Consider the following 17949-nt stretch of genomic DNA (forward strand, 5'->3'; position numbering starts at 1 on the left):
TATATGGAAAGCGATGACATACGCACGAAAGTCTTGCAAAGACAACGTACGGAAGATAGTGATCTGTTTGCTAAGCAAAGTATTAGCATACTTGGCTGTGGCGGATTAGGTTCTAACATTGCTTTAATGTTGGCACGCGCTGGCGTCGGCACTTTGTATTTGTACGATTTTGACAGGATTGAATACTCAAATTTGAACCGTCAAAATTATACGATACGTGAAGTTGGACAATATAAAGTTGAAGCTACTAAAGCCCGACTTGAAGAAACGTTGCCTTACGTTAAGGTAAATTCTTTTGTGCAACGTATTACGCCAGAATCCCTTGATGAGATTGCCGAACGCTCCGACTTGTTTATTGAAGCGTTTGACAATCGAGAGTCAAAATCCATGGTTCTTGACTATTTCATGAATCATACAAATAAATTTATTATTACTGCTTCCGGCTTGTCTGGTTTAGGAAACGTAAAGAATGTATCTGTTAAGCATGCAGGTAACGTGTGTTTAGTAGGAGATTTTAAGTCTTCACCTGAAGAAGGCTTATATTTGCCTTACGTTTCAGTTATTGCCAGTTTAGAAGCGTTGGAAGCATTGAAATGGATAAAAAATGGAGGAAATTATGGAGAATGAAGATTATTTGGAATTAGGCGGTAAGAAGTTCACTTCCCGCTACATTTTGGGTTCTGGAAAGTATTCTGAAGAACTGATTGACGCAGCAGTAAACAGCGCTAAAGCTGAAATGATTACTGTAGCAATTCGCTACAGTGAGAAGGCTGCCGGAATTTTGAAGCATATTCCGGAAGGCGTGACTATTTTGCCAAACACTAGCGGCTGCGTAAATGTAGAGGAAGCGGTGAACACGGCTCATATTGCTCGCGAAATGGGTTGCGGCAACTTCATTAAGCTTGAGATTATTCCTGACCGCAAATATTTGCTTCCAAACAATGAGGCTACGTTGCAGGCAACGAAGATTTTGGCTGACGAAGGCTTTACTGTTTTGCCTTATATGTACCCAGATTTGTACTTTGCTAAGGCTATGCGCGACGCGGGCGCCTCAGCAATTATGCCTCTTGGCTCTTTAATCGGTTCAAATAAGGGCTTGGAAACGAAGAAGTTCATTCAGCTTATTATTGATGAGATTGATCTTCCAGTTATTGTTGACGCTGGTATTGGCGTACCAAGCCAAGCTGCTGAAGCTATGGAAATGGGCGCTGCTGCAGTAATGGCAAACACTGGTGTTGCTACAGCAAAAGATATTGTGCTTATGGCTAAGGCATTTAAGCTCGGTATTGAAGCAGGCCGTGCAGCTTATCTTGCAGGCCCTGGTCGTGTGCTTGAAAAAGCTGCAACACCGTCTTCTCCAAAGCGCGACGACGAAAATAAGTAACGTATAAACAAATATACTAAGTACCAAAGTGCACAGTAAAAAAGGCTTTGCACAATATTAAGTAAGCCTTGCAGAAGTCGGTTGGATATCTGCAAGGCTTACGACATACCCAACTTGCACTTATTAGAAGAATGAGCTAAACTGTTCATTTGTTTGCGGACATAGCTTAGTTGGTAAAGCGCAACCTTGCCAAGGTTGAGACCGCGGGTTCGAGTCCCGTTGTCCGCTCCATTTTTTATTACAGTTTGTTTTTCAAAATTATATTTTTCCCAACTCAGCGCACTATAAATGTATTGCCGAATATAGTGACGAATACAGCAGCAAACGCAACAACGAACGCAATAGGAAAGTTGCAATAAATTTTTGCAATTCGGCAACATCCATGCGTGAAGCATACTTTTCCTATATACTGCTTATATACTTTGTATACTGAACTATAATGTGATGTGTGTGAGCAGCACGTAACATTTTGTGCTGAATGTTAAACGCGCACACTGTGCAAAATAGCACCGACTTGAAAGAATGGGGAATATGGCTGACGACGTGCAATCTACCAAGCAGACACCTTCCAAGGAGGATTGTACGTCAATATTGGCAGACGCCATTGATTCCTTATGGGAGCAGGGAAATGTTACTTCTATCCCTGCGTTTGTTAAGCATCATATTTTCTACGATTTTCCAGGATTACCTGCACACACTCAGCTAGCTTGGTTCAAAATTCCGGGAAAACTTTATGGTATCGCGTTAGGTTTGTGTAAGGAGAATGGAAAGTATTTTCGTCAACTTGCAATCGCTGACGAAGACGGCAGAGTCTACACAGGAGACAAAGTAACACCTGCAGAAACTATAGAACGATTACCGCAACTATCGTTAATTGAGCAAGGATCTTGCGATTTGCGCCATAAAACTCGGTTTTATGGCACCACGGCAATACCAAATTCCCAAAGTCTTACGCAAAAATGCAACAGCATATTACGCAAGATGCGCATACAACGACAAAATACGCAACATTCGCAAACGTCGCCAAGTAAAAAACAAAATCCTATTGTTACGCCTACTACTACGCCTACTGTTTATGGCGATGTAGTTATGCAAGCTTCTTTAGATGACGGCTTACACCAAGTTGCCTCGTGGCTTTGCTGCTTACAAGGCAAACGTAAAAAGTATACGATTGAGGGCACGCGAGTATCATTACCAGATGCTTTGCGCTGTAATCTTTCTTATGAAGACGCTATTGCCACAGCATTTTTTGCAACATTTTTCATACCTGATTTGCATCAGACTTTGGTTGGCTTTGGGTACAGTCACGTTTTGCGTAGGTTACAAAATGAAGCCCCACTTGGCGCTATTCGTCGAAGCGTAGCAGATATTGATAAAGCAATAGACAGGGGCTTGCGTGTTTCCGGCTTGGAAGAGTATTACAAACGCGTTATGCAAGACGTTGGAGCATTAGAGCCAACGCGAAGCCTTGAAGCATTTCACGGTGCAGAAAGACTACACCTGCAGTCAGCTCAACGAACTTCAGCACACTATCTTATTTGGGATGACTCGCTTGAGCCTGCCGCAGCGCTAAAAGTACTACGTATTGAAGGCGCTCTCAATCGTCTACAGGCAGTCTATCGGTGCTTGCAATCGAACGCTTCACAAGGTGGGAAAACTACAGAAGATAACGTAACTTGCGAGCGCATTGCTGCTATTGATAACGCAATTATTGAAGATCCTGCTTTTATTGCTAGCGAAGCTTTAGGAATGCAAAGTTTTGGCAACCCTTTGCAAGATGACAACATACGTCCACTGATGCACTTGTGGCGTAAAGCGCGCAAATGCCAACAGTCTGCTTCTTATCTAAAACAAACTAAAGCAGGAGAGTGGCAGTATCGTCAATCTCTTGCCGAACTTATTCGCAGCTTATATTTACCCTTCCGTTTCGACGCCGACTTTCGTTCGCATCTTAACGATGGGAAAGTTGCCATCGCTTTTACCGCAACAGGCACATCTTTGATGCCATCATGCACTTATGATGCCGTATCAAACACCTGGAACAAGCTTAATAACAGCGAGAAATCGCGCGTGGCCACAGATTATAATCTTCGACTTGGCATAATGCTTGCAACTCTCGCATTTGGTATTAACGAACAAATACAGCACGTGTCAATTCGACTCGATTCCATCGGCCTTGAGGAAATGGTTGCTGCTCAAGATAGCGCTATTAGCACGCTACTCAATCGCACGCTAAGAGCGTTACGCAATATGAACGGTAGTGTTACTCCGTCAAAAGGCGAACCAAAAGATGGAGACGTTCATGGAGATCCTGCTCAACTTCAGGATTTACAACATCTGCCTCTTGCCGATGTTATTGATGCCGCACAATCACTAGTCGATGCTCATACTGCGGATATTACTAAAGCAGTAGCAACAGATGCCGGCGATGCTGAAGATAGTGTCACTGTTGAAATCACAGACGATGACGCCAATAATGCTACTGGCAGTACCGACGGCAATCCTCTATCCGCATTTAGCGAACCTCCAGAAATACGAACGTTAGTAACGGTAACTTTTGAACGCGAATCTTTTATAAAACATATTCGCGCGCACGGATTGCAAAATCCTATAGAATTTTATCGTCAGTCGCATGCCGTTTTGCGCGTGAAAGAAAACAATACTCTTGAAACCATTGAGCCATCGTTTGACTTGCACGATTCGTGTTTTGCCCCTCACGGCGCTCAAGAAGAACCCGAATTTTCCGATACTATTTTTGACAATAATCAAGAAGAAATTTTAGGAACCTACTATTCTCAAGGTCTTTCAATTCAAAGAGAAGACTTACTACAGCAGGCAGTTACTGATTTTCATCATATTGCTTCTGAACCAATCCCGACAACAGCTGAAAAAGCTAGGGAAGCCATGCGTATTATTGATAGTATTGGCGACCCTGAGCTGAGCAAACGAGCGGACGACGTTACAAAAGCACTTATCGATGAAGCACCAATACCAGAGCTTTCCTTCACCGTTTCGCAAGACATTCACTCAATGCGCATACGAGCACACGAACAATTTATGGAAGGCGATCTTAAACAAGCGATTGAAGATTACGAGGAAAATATTGCTCGTTTCGACGCCATGTTTTCTGTAGGCAATACTGTCCCTCGCTACTTTAATTCTTACGCTGAGAGAGTAGTGTACAACCGTCTGTTTGCAACTCAAGACGAGCACACTTTACTTATTCCAGACGGGCTGTTCTACGCACACATGGAAATTGCGGATTTACTTTCACAATTACACCAAAACGATGCAGCACTTAAGCATTTGAACACCATGGTTTCCTACGCTCCAACCTATGCTCTTTCGCATTTGAGACTCGCGGCGGCATTGTGCCAGCAGGAGGATTGGACCTCAGCTATTGCTGCCTGCTTAAACGCTTTACGCGTGTCGTTTGATAAAGACGATGCCGCATTTGCCTATTACAGGCTCGCGTATGCTGCGTGGATGCAAGATCGTTTTGCTTTAGCTGCCGGAGCTTACCGTATGGCAGACTATTTAGCTCCGGGGCGAATTGAGCCTTTAAGCGTGGAGTTAGAAGAATTATTGTCCAGAATGCAGTCGCAATGCTATAAAGCTCCACGTAATATGGACGAAGTGCGGCAGATTTTTCAGCAAGAGGATATTCCTGTCTGGCCAAATATTGAGGCAAATCATATTATTGGTAAGGCTGCGAAGCTTACTGTTGACGATGGTATGTTTGTGATTGCTCGAACATTATGCGTAGCACATATTCGTATGACACTATCGGAAGATTGGGAAGGTGCAGTGCAATCGCAATTTTTGCGTTCACTTAACGCATAAAAAGCTACGTAAATTTCATAATCATAAACTTCATAATAACTTCATAAACGTCACAAACGTGTAAAACATATCGAGTTGAAAGGGGATTTTCATGAGTGCAGCTCACGATGATACAGCATCACAAAGTACGCAATGGACGCTTTTTGACGATTTTGATAATCAACCTGTAACTCATGAGGACCAGCAAGAACCTACTCAAGAGCAATCTCAAACGAAGACTACAACCAGCAATAATCAGCTTCAGAATCATAAAATTGGCAGCGAATCACACTCTGAAGCTCACGTTTGGAACTCTACTACGGACGCAGATTCCTGGATTGCTCAGCTCGAGCCAACCGATGCGGATGCTCTAGCTCTTGAAAGTTTACAACCCGCGGCCCTTACTACAGAACAAGCAGCTCATTTATGGGCAAAGTTAGCTGCATGGACGCAATCAGATCAAATCGCATATTATGTAGAGGATTCGCCTACCAGCTCCGATGCTGCCTATGATGCGCGCATGCGGACGCTGATTGCTTTGGAATCTACCTTCCCAACGCTAGACACACCTCAGTCTCCAACACATCGCGTAGGTGGCACTTTCTCCAATGACTTCACTTCTGTAAAACACCCTTCTCGCATGATGAGCTTGGATGACGTATTTTCTCTGGACGAATTGCACGATTGGTATGACAGTGTTCTACGAGACTTACAATGGCCTGAGTCAAAACCGCTTCCTATGACATGCGAAGTAAAAATTGACGGGCTTGCATTAAACCTTATCTATCGCAATGGCACACTTGAACAAGGTTTAACTCGAGGCGACGGCGTAACAGGCGAAGATATTTCACTTAACGTGAGAACAATCGAAGCAATACCTACGCAACTTCACGCAAACAATCCCGACGATATTCCTGAATTCGTGGAAATTCGCGGCGAAGTGTTCATGAAGTGGACTGATTTTCGCAAACTCAACGAAGAACAGGAAGACGCTGGATGCACAGCTTTTGCCAACCCAAGAAACGCGGCAGCAGGCTCGCTTCGTCAAAAAGATCCTCGCATTACTGCAACTCGCCGATTGAGCTTTTTCGCTCACGGCTTAGGCGAACTTCGCTGGAATGCGAACGCAAGCCATGCTCACAGTGAAACAACTTTTAACCAATCTGATGCATATAAGCTGTACAAGCAATGGGGCGTACCCGTTTCGCCTTACACTCGCGAAGTAACGAATTTTGCAGAAATTCAAGACATGATTGAATATTATGGGGAGAATCGAGCAAATATTTTACACGCCTTGGATGGAATTGTGGTCAAGGTTGATGATCGCGCATTGCAACGTCAACTTGGCGCAACTTCGCGCGCACCGCGCTGGGCTATTGCGTATAAATATCCTCCCGAGGAAGTCAATACCGTTCTTAAAGATATTGTTGTTCAAGTCGGAAGAACAGGACGAGTCACACCGGTAGCAGTGCTTGAACCAGTAACTGTTGCAGGCTCTACAATTTCCCGAACTACGCTTCACAACGCTTACGAAGTTGAACATAAAGGTGTGCTTATCGGTGACACAGTAGTAGTTCGTAAAGCAGGCGACGTAATCCCGGAATTAGTTGGACCAGTTCTCAAAGCGCGCGAAGGTCGAGAAAACCAGTTACGTAAGTTCGTAATGCCAGAATATTGCCCTTCGTGTGGCACAAAACTAGCTCCTGCAAAAGAAGGGGATAAAGATATTCGCTGCCCTAATGTTGAAAATTGCCCAGCTCAACTAACCGAACGTATTATCAACTTAGCTTCTAGGCAAGCTTTCGACATTGAAAATTTGGGAGAAGCAGCAGCTTTAGCGTTAACTAATCCGGAAGATTCTAGGCCTACTACCGCTGAAGTTTATTGCAACGACATTGACAAAATAATCACACGTCGTGGCGAAACCCCTAAGCCGTATATTCCACAAGCTATTTTACCGCTTCCAGAACCGCAAAAGCCTGTGCTGAAAAGCGAAGCCGGAATTTTTAGTATTACTGCAGACGACTTGCGAGATGTGAAAGTGTGGAAAGAAATACCGCATGTCGAAGAATGGGAAGAAATTGACAAGAACGGAAAGTTGCGAAAACGTACCAAAAAAGTTGGCGGCTCCGGCTTATGGAGACAAGTAAACGCTTTCTGGACTCGTACTCTTACGGCGACATACGTTGAAGAAAATAATGCAGAAAATGCAGAAAACGCAAGCGACGAAAACAATATCAATGAAAATAAACTCCTCGAAAACGCGACGCAAGAACCAAATCAAGAACCAAATCAAGAACAGTGGAATCCACAATACCCGCAATTCCACGTGCCTAAAGACGCTTACGTTAACGGCACTGCAGATAAGCGCGTCAAAAAAGATGGCAAAACTGTAACAATTAAAGCACCAACCTACTCAAGACCCTCAGAAACTACGCGAAGCATGCTCGAAGAAATCGCCCAAAAAGGCAAAAATGCACCACTATGGCGCGTTCTCGTAGCACTTTCCATACGCAGGCTAGGACCTCCAACAGCCAGACTCATCGCGGCACGATTCCAATCACTTGACAACATTGCTCACGCAACAGTAGACGAACTCACCAACATTGATGGCGTGGGATCAGAGATAGCGCAAACCGTTTATGACTGGTTCCAAAAAGCCCAACTGGAAGACAACTGGCGTGGCGAAGTACTCAAATCTTGGAAAGAAGCTGGAGTAGTCGGCAACATCGAATCCTCATCATTACAGCAAACCCTCAGTGGCAAAACCGTAGTGGTGACAGGATCGCTACAAAAATTTAGTAGAGACAGTGCCAAAGAAGCAATTATTTCCAGAGGCGGCAAAGCGTCAGGTTCCGTAAGCAACAACACCTATTGCGTAATTTTAGGCGCGAATGCAGGCTCAAAAGCAACAAAAGCGCAAGAGCTCGGCATTCCAATGCTTAACGAACAGCAATTCAACATTCTTTTGGAAACTGGCAGCCTAGAAACTGCATTGCACAGTGCTGACGAAGCTACTTTTAAGTTTGCTACTGAAATGGAATCATAACGTATATGAACGCAAGCGAACTTGAAACACGCCTTTACGATCTGCTCGGCAGCGTTATTGACCCTGAATTAGGACGTTCAGTTACCGAACTCAATATGGTAACTGGCGTGCATGTTAGTGCAAAAAACGCAGGCTTAAACGCTTCTCTGCCAGAATATGATGTTGAAATCAATCTTGAACTCACAGTGCCAAATTGCCCACTAGCGCAAGTCATATCCGAACGAGTTACAACAGCAATTTCGCAATATCCTCATGCCACACTCGTTCCGCATGTTCACATTACAGCAATGAGCGCAAGCAAATTAGCCGAGCTCGTATCAAATTTGAAAGCTGAGCGTAGGGAAAATCCCTTTAACAAAGCTGGAGCCCACACAAGAATTTTCGCCATCGCCTCCGGTAAAGGCGGGGTAGGGAAATCTTCTATAACCGCCAATTTAGCAGCAACTTTTGCGGCACTAGGTTACGACACGGCAGCTATCGACGCTGACGTATACGGTTTTTCCTTACCGCGCATGTTTGGAGTAAATTCTCAGCCTACGAATCTTAACGGTATGCTGATGCCGGTTGTTGCTTGGGGAGTAAAGCTTATTTCAATCGGCATGTTTGCTGGAACTGATCGCGCTATTTTGTGGCGAGGTCCACGTTTACAGCGCTCGTTAGAACAGTTTTTATCAGACGTTTGGTGGGGAAATCCAGATGTTCTTTTGCTTGATTTAGCTCCGGGAACGGGGGATATGGCATTAGCAGTCGCGCAATCGTTACCTAACGTAGAACTTGTAGTAGTTACTACTCCGCAACCAAGCGCATCGGACGTAGCTGTAAGAGCAGGACTTATGGCTTTGCAAATTCCAGTGAGTGTGCGCGGCGTAGTAGAAAACATGAGCTGGTTTGAAAACAATGGTGAACGCTTAGAAATATTTGGTTCCGGAGGTGGGAAACGCGTAAGCGAACAGCTTTGCAATGCTCTACATACCAATATTCCGCTTCTAGCTCAGCTTCCTCTGGACACGTCTCTTCGAGAAATTGGCGAAGCGGGGCGACCTGCGGTACTTGCGGAAGACGGCAAACTAGCCGACTCACCATTAGCTAATACTTTTGTTAAACTTGCAAAAAGCTTAATGGAAAAATCTGAGTAAAAATAAATATGGGGTCACTTTACTTTCAAGCAACCCCATATTATTAATCTTTTGAGAAGATTACGCTACTAAACGCTACTTAATGGCGTTCAACCATTGTTCCTTAGTAGCTTTTTCAGCCTGCAACTTAGCCTTACGGTTCTTATCAGTTTCCTTTGCAATTGCAGCATCAAGATCTTCAAGCTGTGCCTGAAGTTGCAAAGCAAAACTAGACTTACGAGCGTTAGCCTCAGGATCTTCATCCCTCCAAGCGGCTTCCTCAACAGCCTTAATCTTCTTATCAACTTCGTTCAAACGAGACTCAATACGACGCATATCTTCGCGAGGAACGAAACCAATAGCATCCCATTCTTCCTGAATTTGAGACAGCGCTTGACGAGCCTTTTTAGCAGCTTCCTCATTTTCTACAGGAAGCAAAGCCTCAGCCTTCACCAACAAAGCTTCCTTCTTGGAAAGATTCTCCTGCTCACCAGCATTGAGCTTCTCACGATCAGCCTGACGCGCATGGTAGAAGGCGTCAGCAGCCTCACGGAACTTAGTCCACAAAGCGTCATCATGTTGACGACCAGCGTTACCAGCTTTCTTCCAACGATCCATCAAAGCATTAAACTTCATAGAAGTTTCACGCCAATCAGTGGAATCTTTCAAAGTTTCTGCTTCAGCAATAATTGCTTCCTTAAGCTGCTTGGCGTTATTACGCACGTGCTCGCGTTCCTTAACCCAAGCGTTCCTAGCCTGAGTAAAGGTCGAACGAGCCTTAGAGAAACGCTGCCACAGTGCGTCAGCGTCAGTCTTGTTCAAATGAATGGTAGTGCGCTGATGCTCCTGCCACTCGTCAAATAAAGCACGTAACTTGTCGTTAAGCTCACGCCAATTCGTCGAATCGCCCATATTAGCAATTAAAGCTTCAGCACGTTCTACAATAGCTGCACGCTCTTTCAAAGCCTTTTCAAGAGCTTCTTTACGAGCTTGGCTCATCGCTTCCTTTTTTTCTTCGCCTTTTGCTTTCAACTCGGCGTGTCGCGCACGCAAAGCGGCAATGTCACCAACCGCAGCAGGGTTGTCTAACTCAGCTTGCAAAGCATTCAAAGTTTCGTCAATTTCTTTCGCCTTTACGTTGGAAGATTCCAAACGCTTGGCGAACAAATCAAGCTTAATCTTCAAGTCAAGATAGCGATGAATATAGAAGGTCAATGCTTCTTCAGGAGTGCCAGTGGAGTACTGACCAACCTCACGTTCGGCCCCATCTTCCTTAACATAAACAGTGCCACTTTCATCAACGCGGCCAAAGGTTTTCGCGGCTTTAATATCTTCTTCGCTATAGGAAATAGTTGGTGCCTGGGCAACAACACGAGCTTTATGCGCGAAGCTAGCCGGCGACGGCGCGTGTGGCTTTGGGGTAGTAGTGGATTGAGTATTTTCTTCAGGTTTAGTCTGTTCGGTCACGGTCGACTCCTTACAGCAGATGCACGGTAACAGTGTTACGAATAAGTATGACGGTAAGCCATGATTTTTCCGCAACACCACCTATTATAGTGGACATGGTACAAGGCTCATCAATCTCAGGTTTCCCTGAATGGCTTCCTAGTGAACGCGCTGTAGAACAGCAAGTAATTGACACGCTACGAGAAGTCTTTGAACTCAATGGTTTTATTGGCATTGAAACGCGTGCCGTAGAGCAGGGTTCAAGTTTGTTAAAAAAGGGCGAAACTAGTAAAGAAATTTATTTATTGTCGCGTTTGCAGGAAGTTGGCCACGAATCCGACACTCCAATTGAAGAACGAATCGGTTTGCATTTTGATTTAACAGTGCCGCTAAGTCGTTATGTTGTAGAACACACTGGAGATTTGGCGTTCCCATTCAAGCGCTGGCAGATGCAGAAGGTTTGGCGAGGAGAGCGTCCACAAGAAGGCCGTTTCCGCGAATTTGTACAAGCAGATATTGATGTTGTTGGAAATGGTGAACTTCCATCCCACTACGAAGTTGAGTTGCCGCTCGTGATGGTCGAAGCTCTTGAACGCTTACGCAAGTTTGGACTTCCTAAAGCAACGGTTCACGCTAATAATCGTAAGCTTTCTGAAGGTTTTTACCGCGGTATTGGCTTAACTGATATTGAAGGCGTACTTCGAGAAATCGATAAGCTAGATAAAATCGGTGCAGATGAAGTAGCTAAACTTCTGGTAAAAGAGTGCGGTGCTACGGATTCTCAAGCCGCAGCCTGCTTGGAATTAGCAGAGCTTACTGCAGCAACAGGTGAAGAATTAAAGTCTCGTTTTGACGCATTATGTGAGAAGCACAATATTTCCCGCAGTGAAGACAATGAATCATACGTTTTAGCTTCAGAAGGCGTCGAAACGTTGGCAATGATTGTTGACGAGGCAGCTCGAATTCGTCCTGGTGCCGTAGTCGCTGATTTGAAGATTGCTCGTGGACTTGACTATTATACCGGTTCCGTTTACGAGACTTTCCTTGATAACGCAGCATCTCTAGGCTCTATCTGCTCCGGAGGTCGTTACGACAATCTCGTTTCACAAGGAAAGAAAAAGTATCCAGGCGTAGGTTTGTCTATTGGTATGTCTCGCTTACTTTCTTACATGCTACACACGGCAGGTGCGACCGTTTCGCGAGTTTCTCCGGCTGCAGTGCTCGTAGCAGTTTGGAATGAGGAGGATCGTCCCGCATGCAACGAAATCGCTAGGAAACTTCGCGACCGTGGTATTGCAGTTGACGTTGCGCCGACGGCAGCCAAGCTTGGCAAACAAATTAAATATGCAGACAAGCTGGGTATTCCTTACGTATGGTTCCCTGCAGATAGTACTGAATCTGAGTCTTCTCACGATGAGGTAAAAAATATTATTACTGGCGAGCAAGAATCCGCAGATGTCACGTCGTGGCAACCGGATACTGTTTATGCCCGGCAGACAGTTTCTTGCGCCCAATAATAAGTGCGAATATTTTTCGCATATTAGGCTGCAGGTTCGTGTCAAATATAACAAATTAATACACTAATTAGAACGTAGAGGAAGTGGACTTATGAGCCAGACGGCGTATCGTACACATCATGCCGTTGAAGTGACTGAAGAATTGGTCGGGCAAAAAGTAACCATCGCTGGTTGGGTTGATCGTCGCCGCGATCACGGTGGCGTCGCCTTTGTTGACGTCCGTGACAACACAGGCTTGGTGCAGGTTGTTATTTACGATGAGGAAACCGCACGACCATTGCGTAGTGAGTTCGTTGTACAGGTAACCGGTGAGGTTCGCTTGCGTCCGGATGGCAACGAGAATGACCATTTGGCAACTGGTAAGATCGAAATCGTTGCTGAAACGGTTACAATTCTCGCCAAATCTGATGCTTTGCCATTCCAAGTTTCAACGGCTTTGGAAAACGAGTCCGAAAACAAGCTTCCTAGCGAAGATGTTCGTTTGAAGTACCGTTACCTTGATTTGCGTCGCCCGTCTATGCAGCGCAATTTGAAGCTTCGCTCTGATATGGCTAAAGCTGCTCGTCACGCTTTGGAAGATATGGACTTCACTGAGGTAGAAACTCCAACCTTTATTAAGTCCACTCCAGAAGGCGCACGTGACTTTGTTGTCCCAGCACGCTTGGTTCCAGGCTCTTGGTACGCACTCCCACAGTCTCCGCAGCTTTTGAAGCAGCTGCTCATGGTTTCTGGCGTTGAACGCTACTACCAGCTTGCTCGTTGCTATCGCGATGAAGACTTCCGCGCGGATCGTCAGCCTGAGTTCACTCAGCTCGATATGGAAATGAGCTTTGCAAGCCAGGAAGATGTTATGGCTATGGCAGAGCGCGTTATTGCCGCTATTTGGAAGGAAGCCGGCCACGAAATTACTCTTCCTTTGCCTCGTATCACTTGGCAGGAAGCTATGGATAAGTACGGTTCCGATAAGCCAGATTTGCGCTTCGGTAATCCTCTTATTGAGTTGACTGACTTCTTTAAGAACACTCCATTCCGCGTGTTCCAAGCTCCTTATGTCGGCGCAGTCCTCTTTAAGGGCGGTGCTGAAACTCCTCGTCGTCAATTTGACGCTTGGCAGGATTGGGCTAAGCAGCGTGGAGCTAAGGGCTTGGCTTACGTAGTCTTCGGTGAAGATGGCGAGTTGAAGGGGCCTGTGGCTAAGAATCTTAGTGAAGAAGAACGCGCAGGCCTTAAGGAAGCTGTTGGCGCAGAAGATGGCGACGCAGTGTTCTTTGCAGCAGGCTCCCGCGAATCTTCGCAGCTTCTTCTTGGTGCTGTACGCGTAGAGCTTGCGAACCGCGCAGGTTTGCTTCATCCAGACGAGTTCGCTTTCACTTGGGTTGTTGACTTCCCACTGTTCAAGCGCACGGATGATCCAGATGACGACGATGTTGCAGTCGGCCACTCCAAGTGGACTTCTATGCACCATCCGTTTACAATGCCATCTGCTGATTGGATCGATAAGTTTGATAAAGATCCAGAGCATGCTATGAGCGATTCTTACGACATCGTTTGCAACGGTAACGAAATGGGCGGCGGTTCCGTGCGTATTCACCGCGACGATATTCAAGATCGCGTTTTGAATGTTCTTGGAATCGACAAGGCTGAAGCTGATGAAAAGTTCGGATTCTTGCTTGAAGCCTTCAAGTATGGTGCTCCACCTCACGCTGGTATTGCTTTGGGCTGGGATCGTACTGCCGCAATTTTGGCAGGCGCAAGCTCCATTCGCGACGTCATCGCCTTCCCTAAGGCTGGCGGCGGCCGCGATCCTCTAACTGGCGCTCCAGCTCCAATTTCGGACGAACAGCGTGCAGAAACTGGCGTAGATTACGATCCAGAAGAAGACGAGTAAAATAGTATCGCATATTGCGAGTATTAATCGAATCACAGATTACGATTTGTAATATTCGCTCAAATAAAAGCTGTTAGGTGTGATGAAATGTCACAACTAACAGCTTTTTTGTAACCTAAGAGTTACAAAACGTAACGATAGCGATAAATAACTGTAACACAGCGTGATTAGACTGCTTCATATGGATAAGCAAGTAGCAAAGTCACATCCAAATGCCGAGGATATGACTTCCAGCACTGGTTCAGTGCACAAAGCGGCAACTCCTTTAGTAGAATTAAGCCATGTCGAAAAGCACTATGGAAAACTTCACGTGCTTAAGGATATTAATCTCACGGTTAATAAAGGCGAAGTACTTGTTATTATCGGTCCTTCCGGTTCTGGCAAGTCAACTATGTGCCGTACTATCAACCGTCTCGAAACTATTGATTCTGGCGATATTCGCATCGACGGCGAGCCACTTCCGCAAGAAGGCAAAGAACTCGCAGCTTTGCGCGCAGAAGTAGGCATGGTTTTCCAATCGTTTAACTTGTTCGCCAATAAAACAATTCTGGAAAACGTAACACTTGCTCCTATGAAAGTTCGTCATATGGATCAGCAAAGTGCAGAAACGTTAGCTATGGAATTGCTTGCGCGCGTAGGCGTTGATAACCAAGCCAACAAAATGCCTTCGCAACTTTCTGGCGGTCAGCAGCAGCGTGTTGCTATTGCTCGCGCTCTCGCTATGCAGCCAAAAGTTATGTTATTCGATGAGCCAACGTCCGCACTTGATCCGGAAATGGTGAATGAAGTACTTGACGTTATGGTTAATCTTGCTAAAGAAGGCATGACCATGATTTGCGTAACTCACGAGATGGGCTTTGCGCGTAAAGCAGCAGATCGCATCGTGTTTATGACAGATGGTCATATTCTTGAGCAGGGAACTCCTGAAGAATTCTTCGAGAATCCGAAGACTGATCGAGCAAAAGATTTCCTTTCCAAGATTCTTACGCATTAATAAAGTTTTTTCATTTGAGTTTTGAGTTTTAACTTTTAAGTCTTAAGTCTTACGAAGCTCACCACTATTGGAAAAACTGTTCTTACGAAGGGAATAAGTCATGAACATATTACGAAATCGCTCGTTACGCGCGATACTAGCTATGTTATGTACTCTTTGCTGCGTTCTACCGCTTTCCGCATGCGATCGCAGTGATGGCAAAAAAGTGATACGAATTGGTATTAAGTTTGATCAGCCTGGCTTGGGCTTCAAAAAAGCCGGAACTTACGTAGGTTTCGACGTTGATGTTGCTAAATACGTGGCTAAGAAACTCGGATATTCTGAAGATCAAATCGTATGGAAAGAGTCGCCTTCTAAGCAACGCGAAACAATGTTGCAAAACGGTGACGTCGATATTATTGTAGCAACGTACTCAATTACGGACGCTCGCAAAAATATTGTTTCGTTCGCGGGACCGTATTTTATTGCTGGTCAAGATTTGCTTGTTCGCAAGGATGAGCATAAAGTAAGTGGTCCAAACGATTTAAACGGAAAGCGTTTGTGCTCAGTATCTGGTTCAACATCTGCAATAGCTATTAAAGAGAAGTTCGCTTCAAAAGTACAGCTTATGCAACAGCCAGGTTATGCAGAATGTGCAACCGCACTGTTCTCTGGCATTGTGGATGCCGTAACTACCGATGATATTATTCTCGCAGGCTTAGCAACTGCATCTCGCGGTCGCCTCAAACTCATCGGTAAGCCATTCACAGCAGAGTATTACGGCATTGGTATTAAAAAAGGCAATACGCGTTTGGCTAAACGTATTAACGCAGCTTTGAAAGACATGATGCACAACGGCTCATGGAAGCGAGCGTTAAACGACAATTTGCGCGGCACTGGTTTTAAGCCAAATGCTAAGTATAATCCACCGGTACCTCAGGAAGGGGAGGAGTGATATGCAAGATTTTATACAACTTTTTACCTCCTACAATATTCCGGGAGCATTCCTGGTTAATATTGAAATAACGTTGTGGAGCATACTTTTTTCCAGCATTATTGGCGTAATTCTCGTTACGATGCGTATTTGCCCTGTATCTTCCTTACGCATGGTTGCTACAGTTTACGTGGAGTTGTTTAAGAATATGCCATTGACTATCATCATGGTTTTCATGGTGTTGGGCGTATACGCACAGCTTAAGCTCGGATTCTCACAGATTTTTGACGTGAACTTCTTCTGGCTTGCTGTTACCGGCTTGTCACTGTACACGGCAGCATTTGTGTGTGAATCGCTACGATCAGGTCTTAATACAGTACCAATTGGTCAAGCTGAGGCTTGCAGGGCGTTGGGATTGAATTTCTTCCAGTCAGCAACGCAAGTGATTTTACCTCAAACTTTCTGTGGATCGGTGGCTCCACTTGGCAACACGTTTATTGCGTTGTTAAAAAATTCTACTGTGGCCGCTGCAGCTTCTGTCGCTACAGAAACTTCCACAATGATGAGCGAAATGATTGAAAAACATGCGGACTTAATTGTTCCTATCTTCCTAATTTTCGCATGCGGATACATTATTCTCATTATCCCTATCGGTATTTTGACAACGTATCTGTCTAACAAGCTTGCAGTGAGAAGGTGATACCAATGGCTAAAGAATGTGAACAATCATTATTGTTTGATGCTCCAGGGCCAAAAGCTCGCAAGAAAATCCGTACGGCAAATATTATTGCAGGCTGCGTGTTTGCACTATGTGTAGTTGCTATACTTTTGCGTTTAAGCAATCCGCCTGATGGAGAAAACCAACTTTCATGGGTGTTATGGAACCCTGCTGTTGATTCTGAATCTTGGATTGATTTTTACCTTCCTGGCTTATGGATGACGTTGAAAGCATCGCTGGTTGCAGTCGTTGGCTCTATAATTTTCGGCTTATTCTTTGGATTGTGCCGTTTATTACCAAACTTACTTATTCGCAGCATTTCAGCAGTGGTGGTAGAGTTTTGCCGAGCTGTGCCGGTGTTGATGCTGATGATTTTCTTGTGGAGAGCGTTTGCACTTTCCGGCATGAAAGAAGCATCTTACTGGGCTGTTGTACTTGCGCTTATTCTGTACAACGGTTCCGTGGTTGCAGAATTGGTGCGATCTGGCGTTGGTAATCTGCCAAACGGTCAGCGTGAAGCTTCTCTCGCTCTCGGCTTAAGCGAATATCAGTCTCTTACGCAAATCGAAATGCCACAGGCCATCATTGCTATGATGCCAGCAGCTGTAACTCAGTTGGTGGTTGTGTTGAAGGATACAGCACTTGGCTCAATTATTATGTACACTGATTTGCTTCAAGAGTCTCGTCGCTTGGGATCGATGTACTTTAATATTTTGCAAACCTTAAGTGTTGCAGCAGTTATTTACTTCTTGATTTGCCTCGCTTTGTCTTGGTTCGCAGAATGGTTACCGTCTCATTTGAAGAACCGTACTGCTGCTCCAACAGAAGTGGAACCAGTTGCGCCAATTGCTATTATGGATCCTTCTAATGTGAACCAGATGGCTGTTGCTAAGGAAGTTAAAGAGCTGCCATACGGTGGTACTCCTCGTAAGTATCACGTGCATCACCGCGGCACGAATGCTTCTATTCATCATTGGCGTCGAACTCGCTACTTGCAAGGCTACGATGAGCATCATCTTGAAACTGGCGACGAACCAGAAAATGATGATACAGAGGATACTAATAATTAATTCATTAGTTCAATTAGCATCCTAGATTCGCAT

12 protein-coding genes and 1 tRNA gene are annotated in these 17949 nt (G+C 45.0%); 12 read left to right on the forward strand and 1 reads right to left on the reverse strand.

The annotated features are described in order from the left end of the window. The first annotated feature begins 3 nt into the window (after positions 1–3). From thiF to AXE77_RS01115, 6 genes are all read left to right on the forward strand, one after another. The gene (gene thiF / locus AXE77_RS01090; RefSeq protein WP_116711730.1) at positions 4–627 is read left to right on the forward strand and encodes a sulfur carrier protein ThiS adenylyltransferase ThiF; all 624 of its coding nucleotides are present in this window, start codon (positions 4–6) and stop codon (positions 625–627) included. Further along, entirely contained in the window at positions 617–1384 is a 768-nt protein-coding gene (locus AXE77_RS01095) for a thiazole synthase (protein WP_116711731.1), read from the forward strand. Before thiF ends, AXE77_RS01095 begins: the two co-directional genes overlap by 11 nt. Before the next feature lie 155 nt (positions 1385–1539). Next, positions 1540–1615 (forward strand) — tRNA-Gly (locus AXE77_RS01100). A gap of 300 nt (positions 1616–1915) precedes the next feature. Beyond that, positions 1916–5227 carry a tetratricopeptide repeat protein gene (locus AXE77_RS01105; RefSeq protein WP_116711732.1) on the forward strand — a complete coding sequence of 1104 codons (3312 nt, stop codon included), beginning with the start codon at positions 1916–1918 and terminating at the stop codon, positions 5225–5227. Between the two features lie 91 nt (positions 5228–5318). Continuing rightward, positions 5319–8255 (forward strand): NAD-dependent DNA ligase LigA, encoded by a 2937-nt coding sequence (ligA, locus tag AXE77_RS01110; RefSeq protein ID WP_116711733.1) that lies wholly within the window; start codon positions 5319–5321, stop codon positions 8253–8255. Between the two features lie 5 nt (positions 8256–8260). Beyond that, the gene (locus AXE77_RS01115; RefSeq protein WP_116711734.1) at positions 8261–9391 is read left to right on the forward strand and encodes an Mrp/NBP35 family ATP-binding protein; all 1131 of its coding nucleotides are present in this window, start codon (positions 8261–8263) and stop codon (positions 9389–9391) included. A 75-nt stretch (positions 9392–9466) separates the two neighbouring features. On the opposite strand, the gene AXE77_RS01120 is transcribed toward AXE77_RS01115, so the two are convergent. Beyond that, positions 9467–10837: a DUF349 domain-containing protein gene (locus tag AXE77_RS01120; RefSeq protein WP_116711735.1), complete on the reverse strand. Its 1371-nt coding sequence runs from the start codon at positions 10835–10837 to the stop codon at positions 9467–9469. Between the two features lie 95 nt (positions 10838–10932). On the opposite strand from AXE77_RS01120, the gene hisS reads away from it, so the two are divergent. The 6 genes from hisS to AXE77_RS01150 all read left to right on the forward strand — a co-directional run bounded on the left by hisS (position 10933) and on the right by AXE77_RS01150 (position 17916). Further along, positions 10933–12333, forward strand: a complete 1401-nt coding sequence (hisS, locus tag AXE77_RS01125) for a histidine--tRNA ligase (protein WP_116712036.1) — start codon at positions 10933–10935, stop codon at positions 12331–12333. 91 nt (positions 12334–12424) lie between these two features. Beyond that, positions 12425–14221 (forward strand): aspartate--tRNA ligase, encoded by a 1797-nt coding sequence (gene aspS / locus AXE77_RS01130; protein WP_116711736.1) that lies wholly within the window; start codon positions 12425–12427, stop codon positions 14219–14221. A gap of 223 nt (positions 14222–14444) precedes the next feature. Continuing rightward, positions 14445–15215: an amino acid ABC transporter ATP-binding protein gene (locus AXE77_RS01135; RefSeq protein ID WP_116712037.1), complete on the forward strand. Its 771-nt coding sequence runs from the start codon at positions 14445–14447 to the stop codon at positions 15213–15215. Between the two features lie 100 nt (positions 15216–15315). After that, positions 15316–16149, forward strand: a complete 834-nt coding sequence (locus AXE77_RS01140) for a glutamate ABC transporter substrate-binding protein (RefSeq protein WP_116711737.1) — start codon at positions 15316–15318, stop codon at positions 16147–16149. Between the two features lies 1 nt (position 16150). Then, on the forward strand, positions 16151–16828 hold the full coding sequence (locus tag AXE77_RS01145) for an ABC transporter permease subunit (protein ID WP_116711738.1): 678 nt from the start codon (positions 16151–16153) through the stop codon (positions 16826–16828). A 5-nt stretch (positions 16829–16833) separates the two neighbouring features. Then, positions 16834–17916, forward strand: a complete 1083-nt coding sequence (locus tag AXE77_RS01150; protein ID WP_165846019.1) for an amino acid ABC transporter permease — start codon at positions 16834–16836, stop codon at positions 17914–17916. The last annotated feature ends 33 nt before the right edge of the window (positions 17917–17949 follow it).

It is taken from the genome of Gardnerella massiliensis (assembly GCF_003408845.1).
Taxonomy (GTDB): domain Bacteria; phylum Actinomycetota; class Actinomycetes; order Actinomycetales; family Bifidobacteriaceae; genus Bifidobacterium; species Bifidobacterium vaginale_H.

Coding starts and splice junctions, on each gene's coding strand:
- AXE77_RS01140 (WP_116711737.1), top strand. CDS start 15,316: ATGAACATATTACGAAATCGCTCGTTACGCGCGATACTAGCTATGTTA.
- AXE77_RS01105 (WP_116711732.1), top strand. CDS start 1,916: ATGGCTGACGACGTGCAATCTACCAAGCAGACACCTTCCAAGGAGGAT.
- aspS (WP_116711736.1), top strand. CDS start 12,425: ATGAGCCAGACGGCGTATCGTACACATCATGCCGTTGAAGTGACTGAA.
- ligA (WP_116711733.1), top strand. CDS start 5,319: ATGAGTGCAGCTCACGATGATACAGCATCACAAAGTACGCAATGGACG.
- AXE77_RS01150 (WP_165846019.1), top strand. CDS start 16,834: ATGGCTAAAGAATGTGAACAATCATTATTGTTTGATGCTCCAGGGCCA.
- AXE77_RS01145 (WP_116711738.1), top strand. CDS start 16,151: ATGCAAGATTTTATACAACTTTTTACCTCCTACAATATTCCGGGAGCA.
- AXE77_RS01115 (WP_116711734.1), top strand. CDS start 8,261: ATGAACGCAAGCGAACTTGAAACACGCCTTTACGATCTGCTCGGCAGC.
- thiF (WP_116711730.1), top strand. CDS start 4: ATGGAAAGCGATGACATACGCACGAAAGTCTTGCAAAGACAACGTACG.
- AXE77_RS01095 (WP_116711731.1), top strand. CDS start 617: ATGGAGAATGAAGATTATTTGGAATTAGGCGGTAAGAAGTTCACTTCC.
- hisS (WP_116712036.1), top strand. CDS start 10,933: ATGGTACAAGGCTCATCAATCTCAGGTTTCCCTGAATGGCTTCCTAGT.
- AXE77_RS01135 (WP_116712037.1), top strand. CDS start 14,445: ATGACTTCCAGCACTGGTTCAGTGCACAAAGCGGCAACTCCTTTAGTA.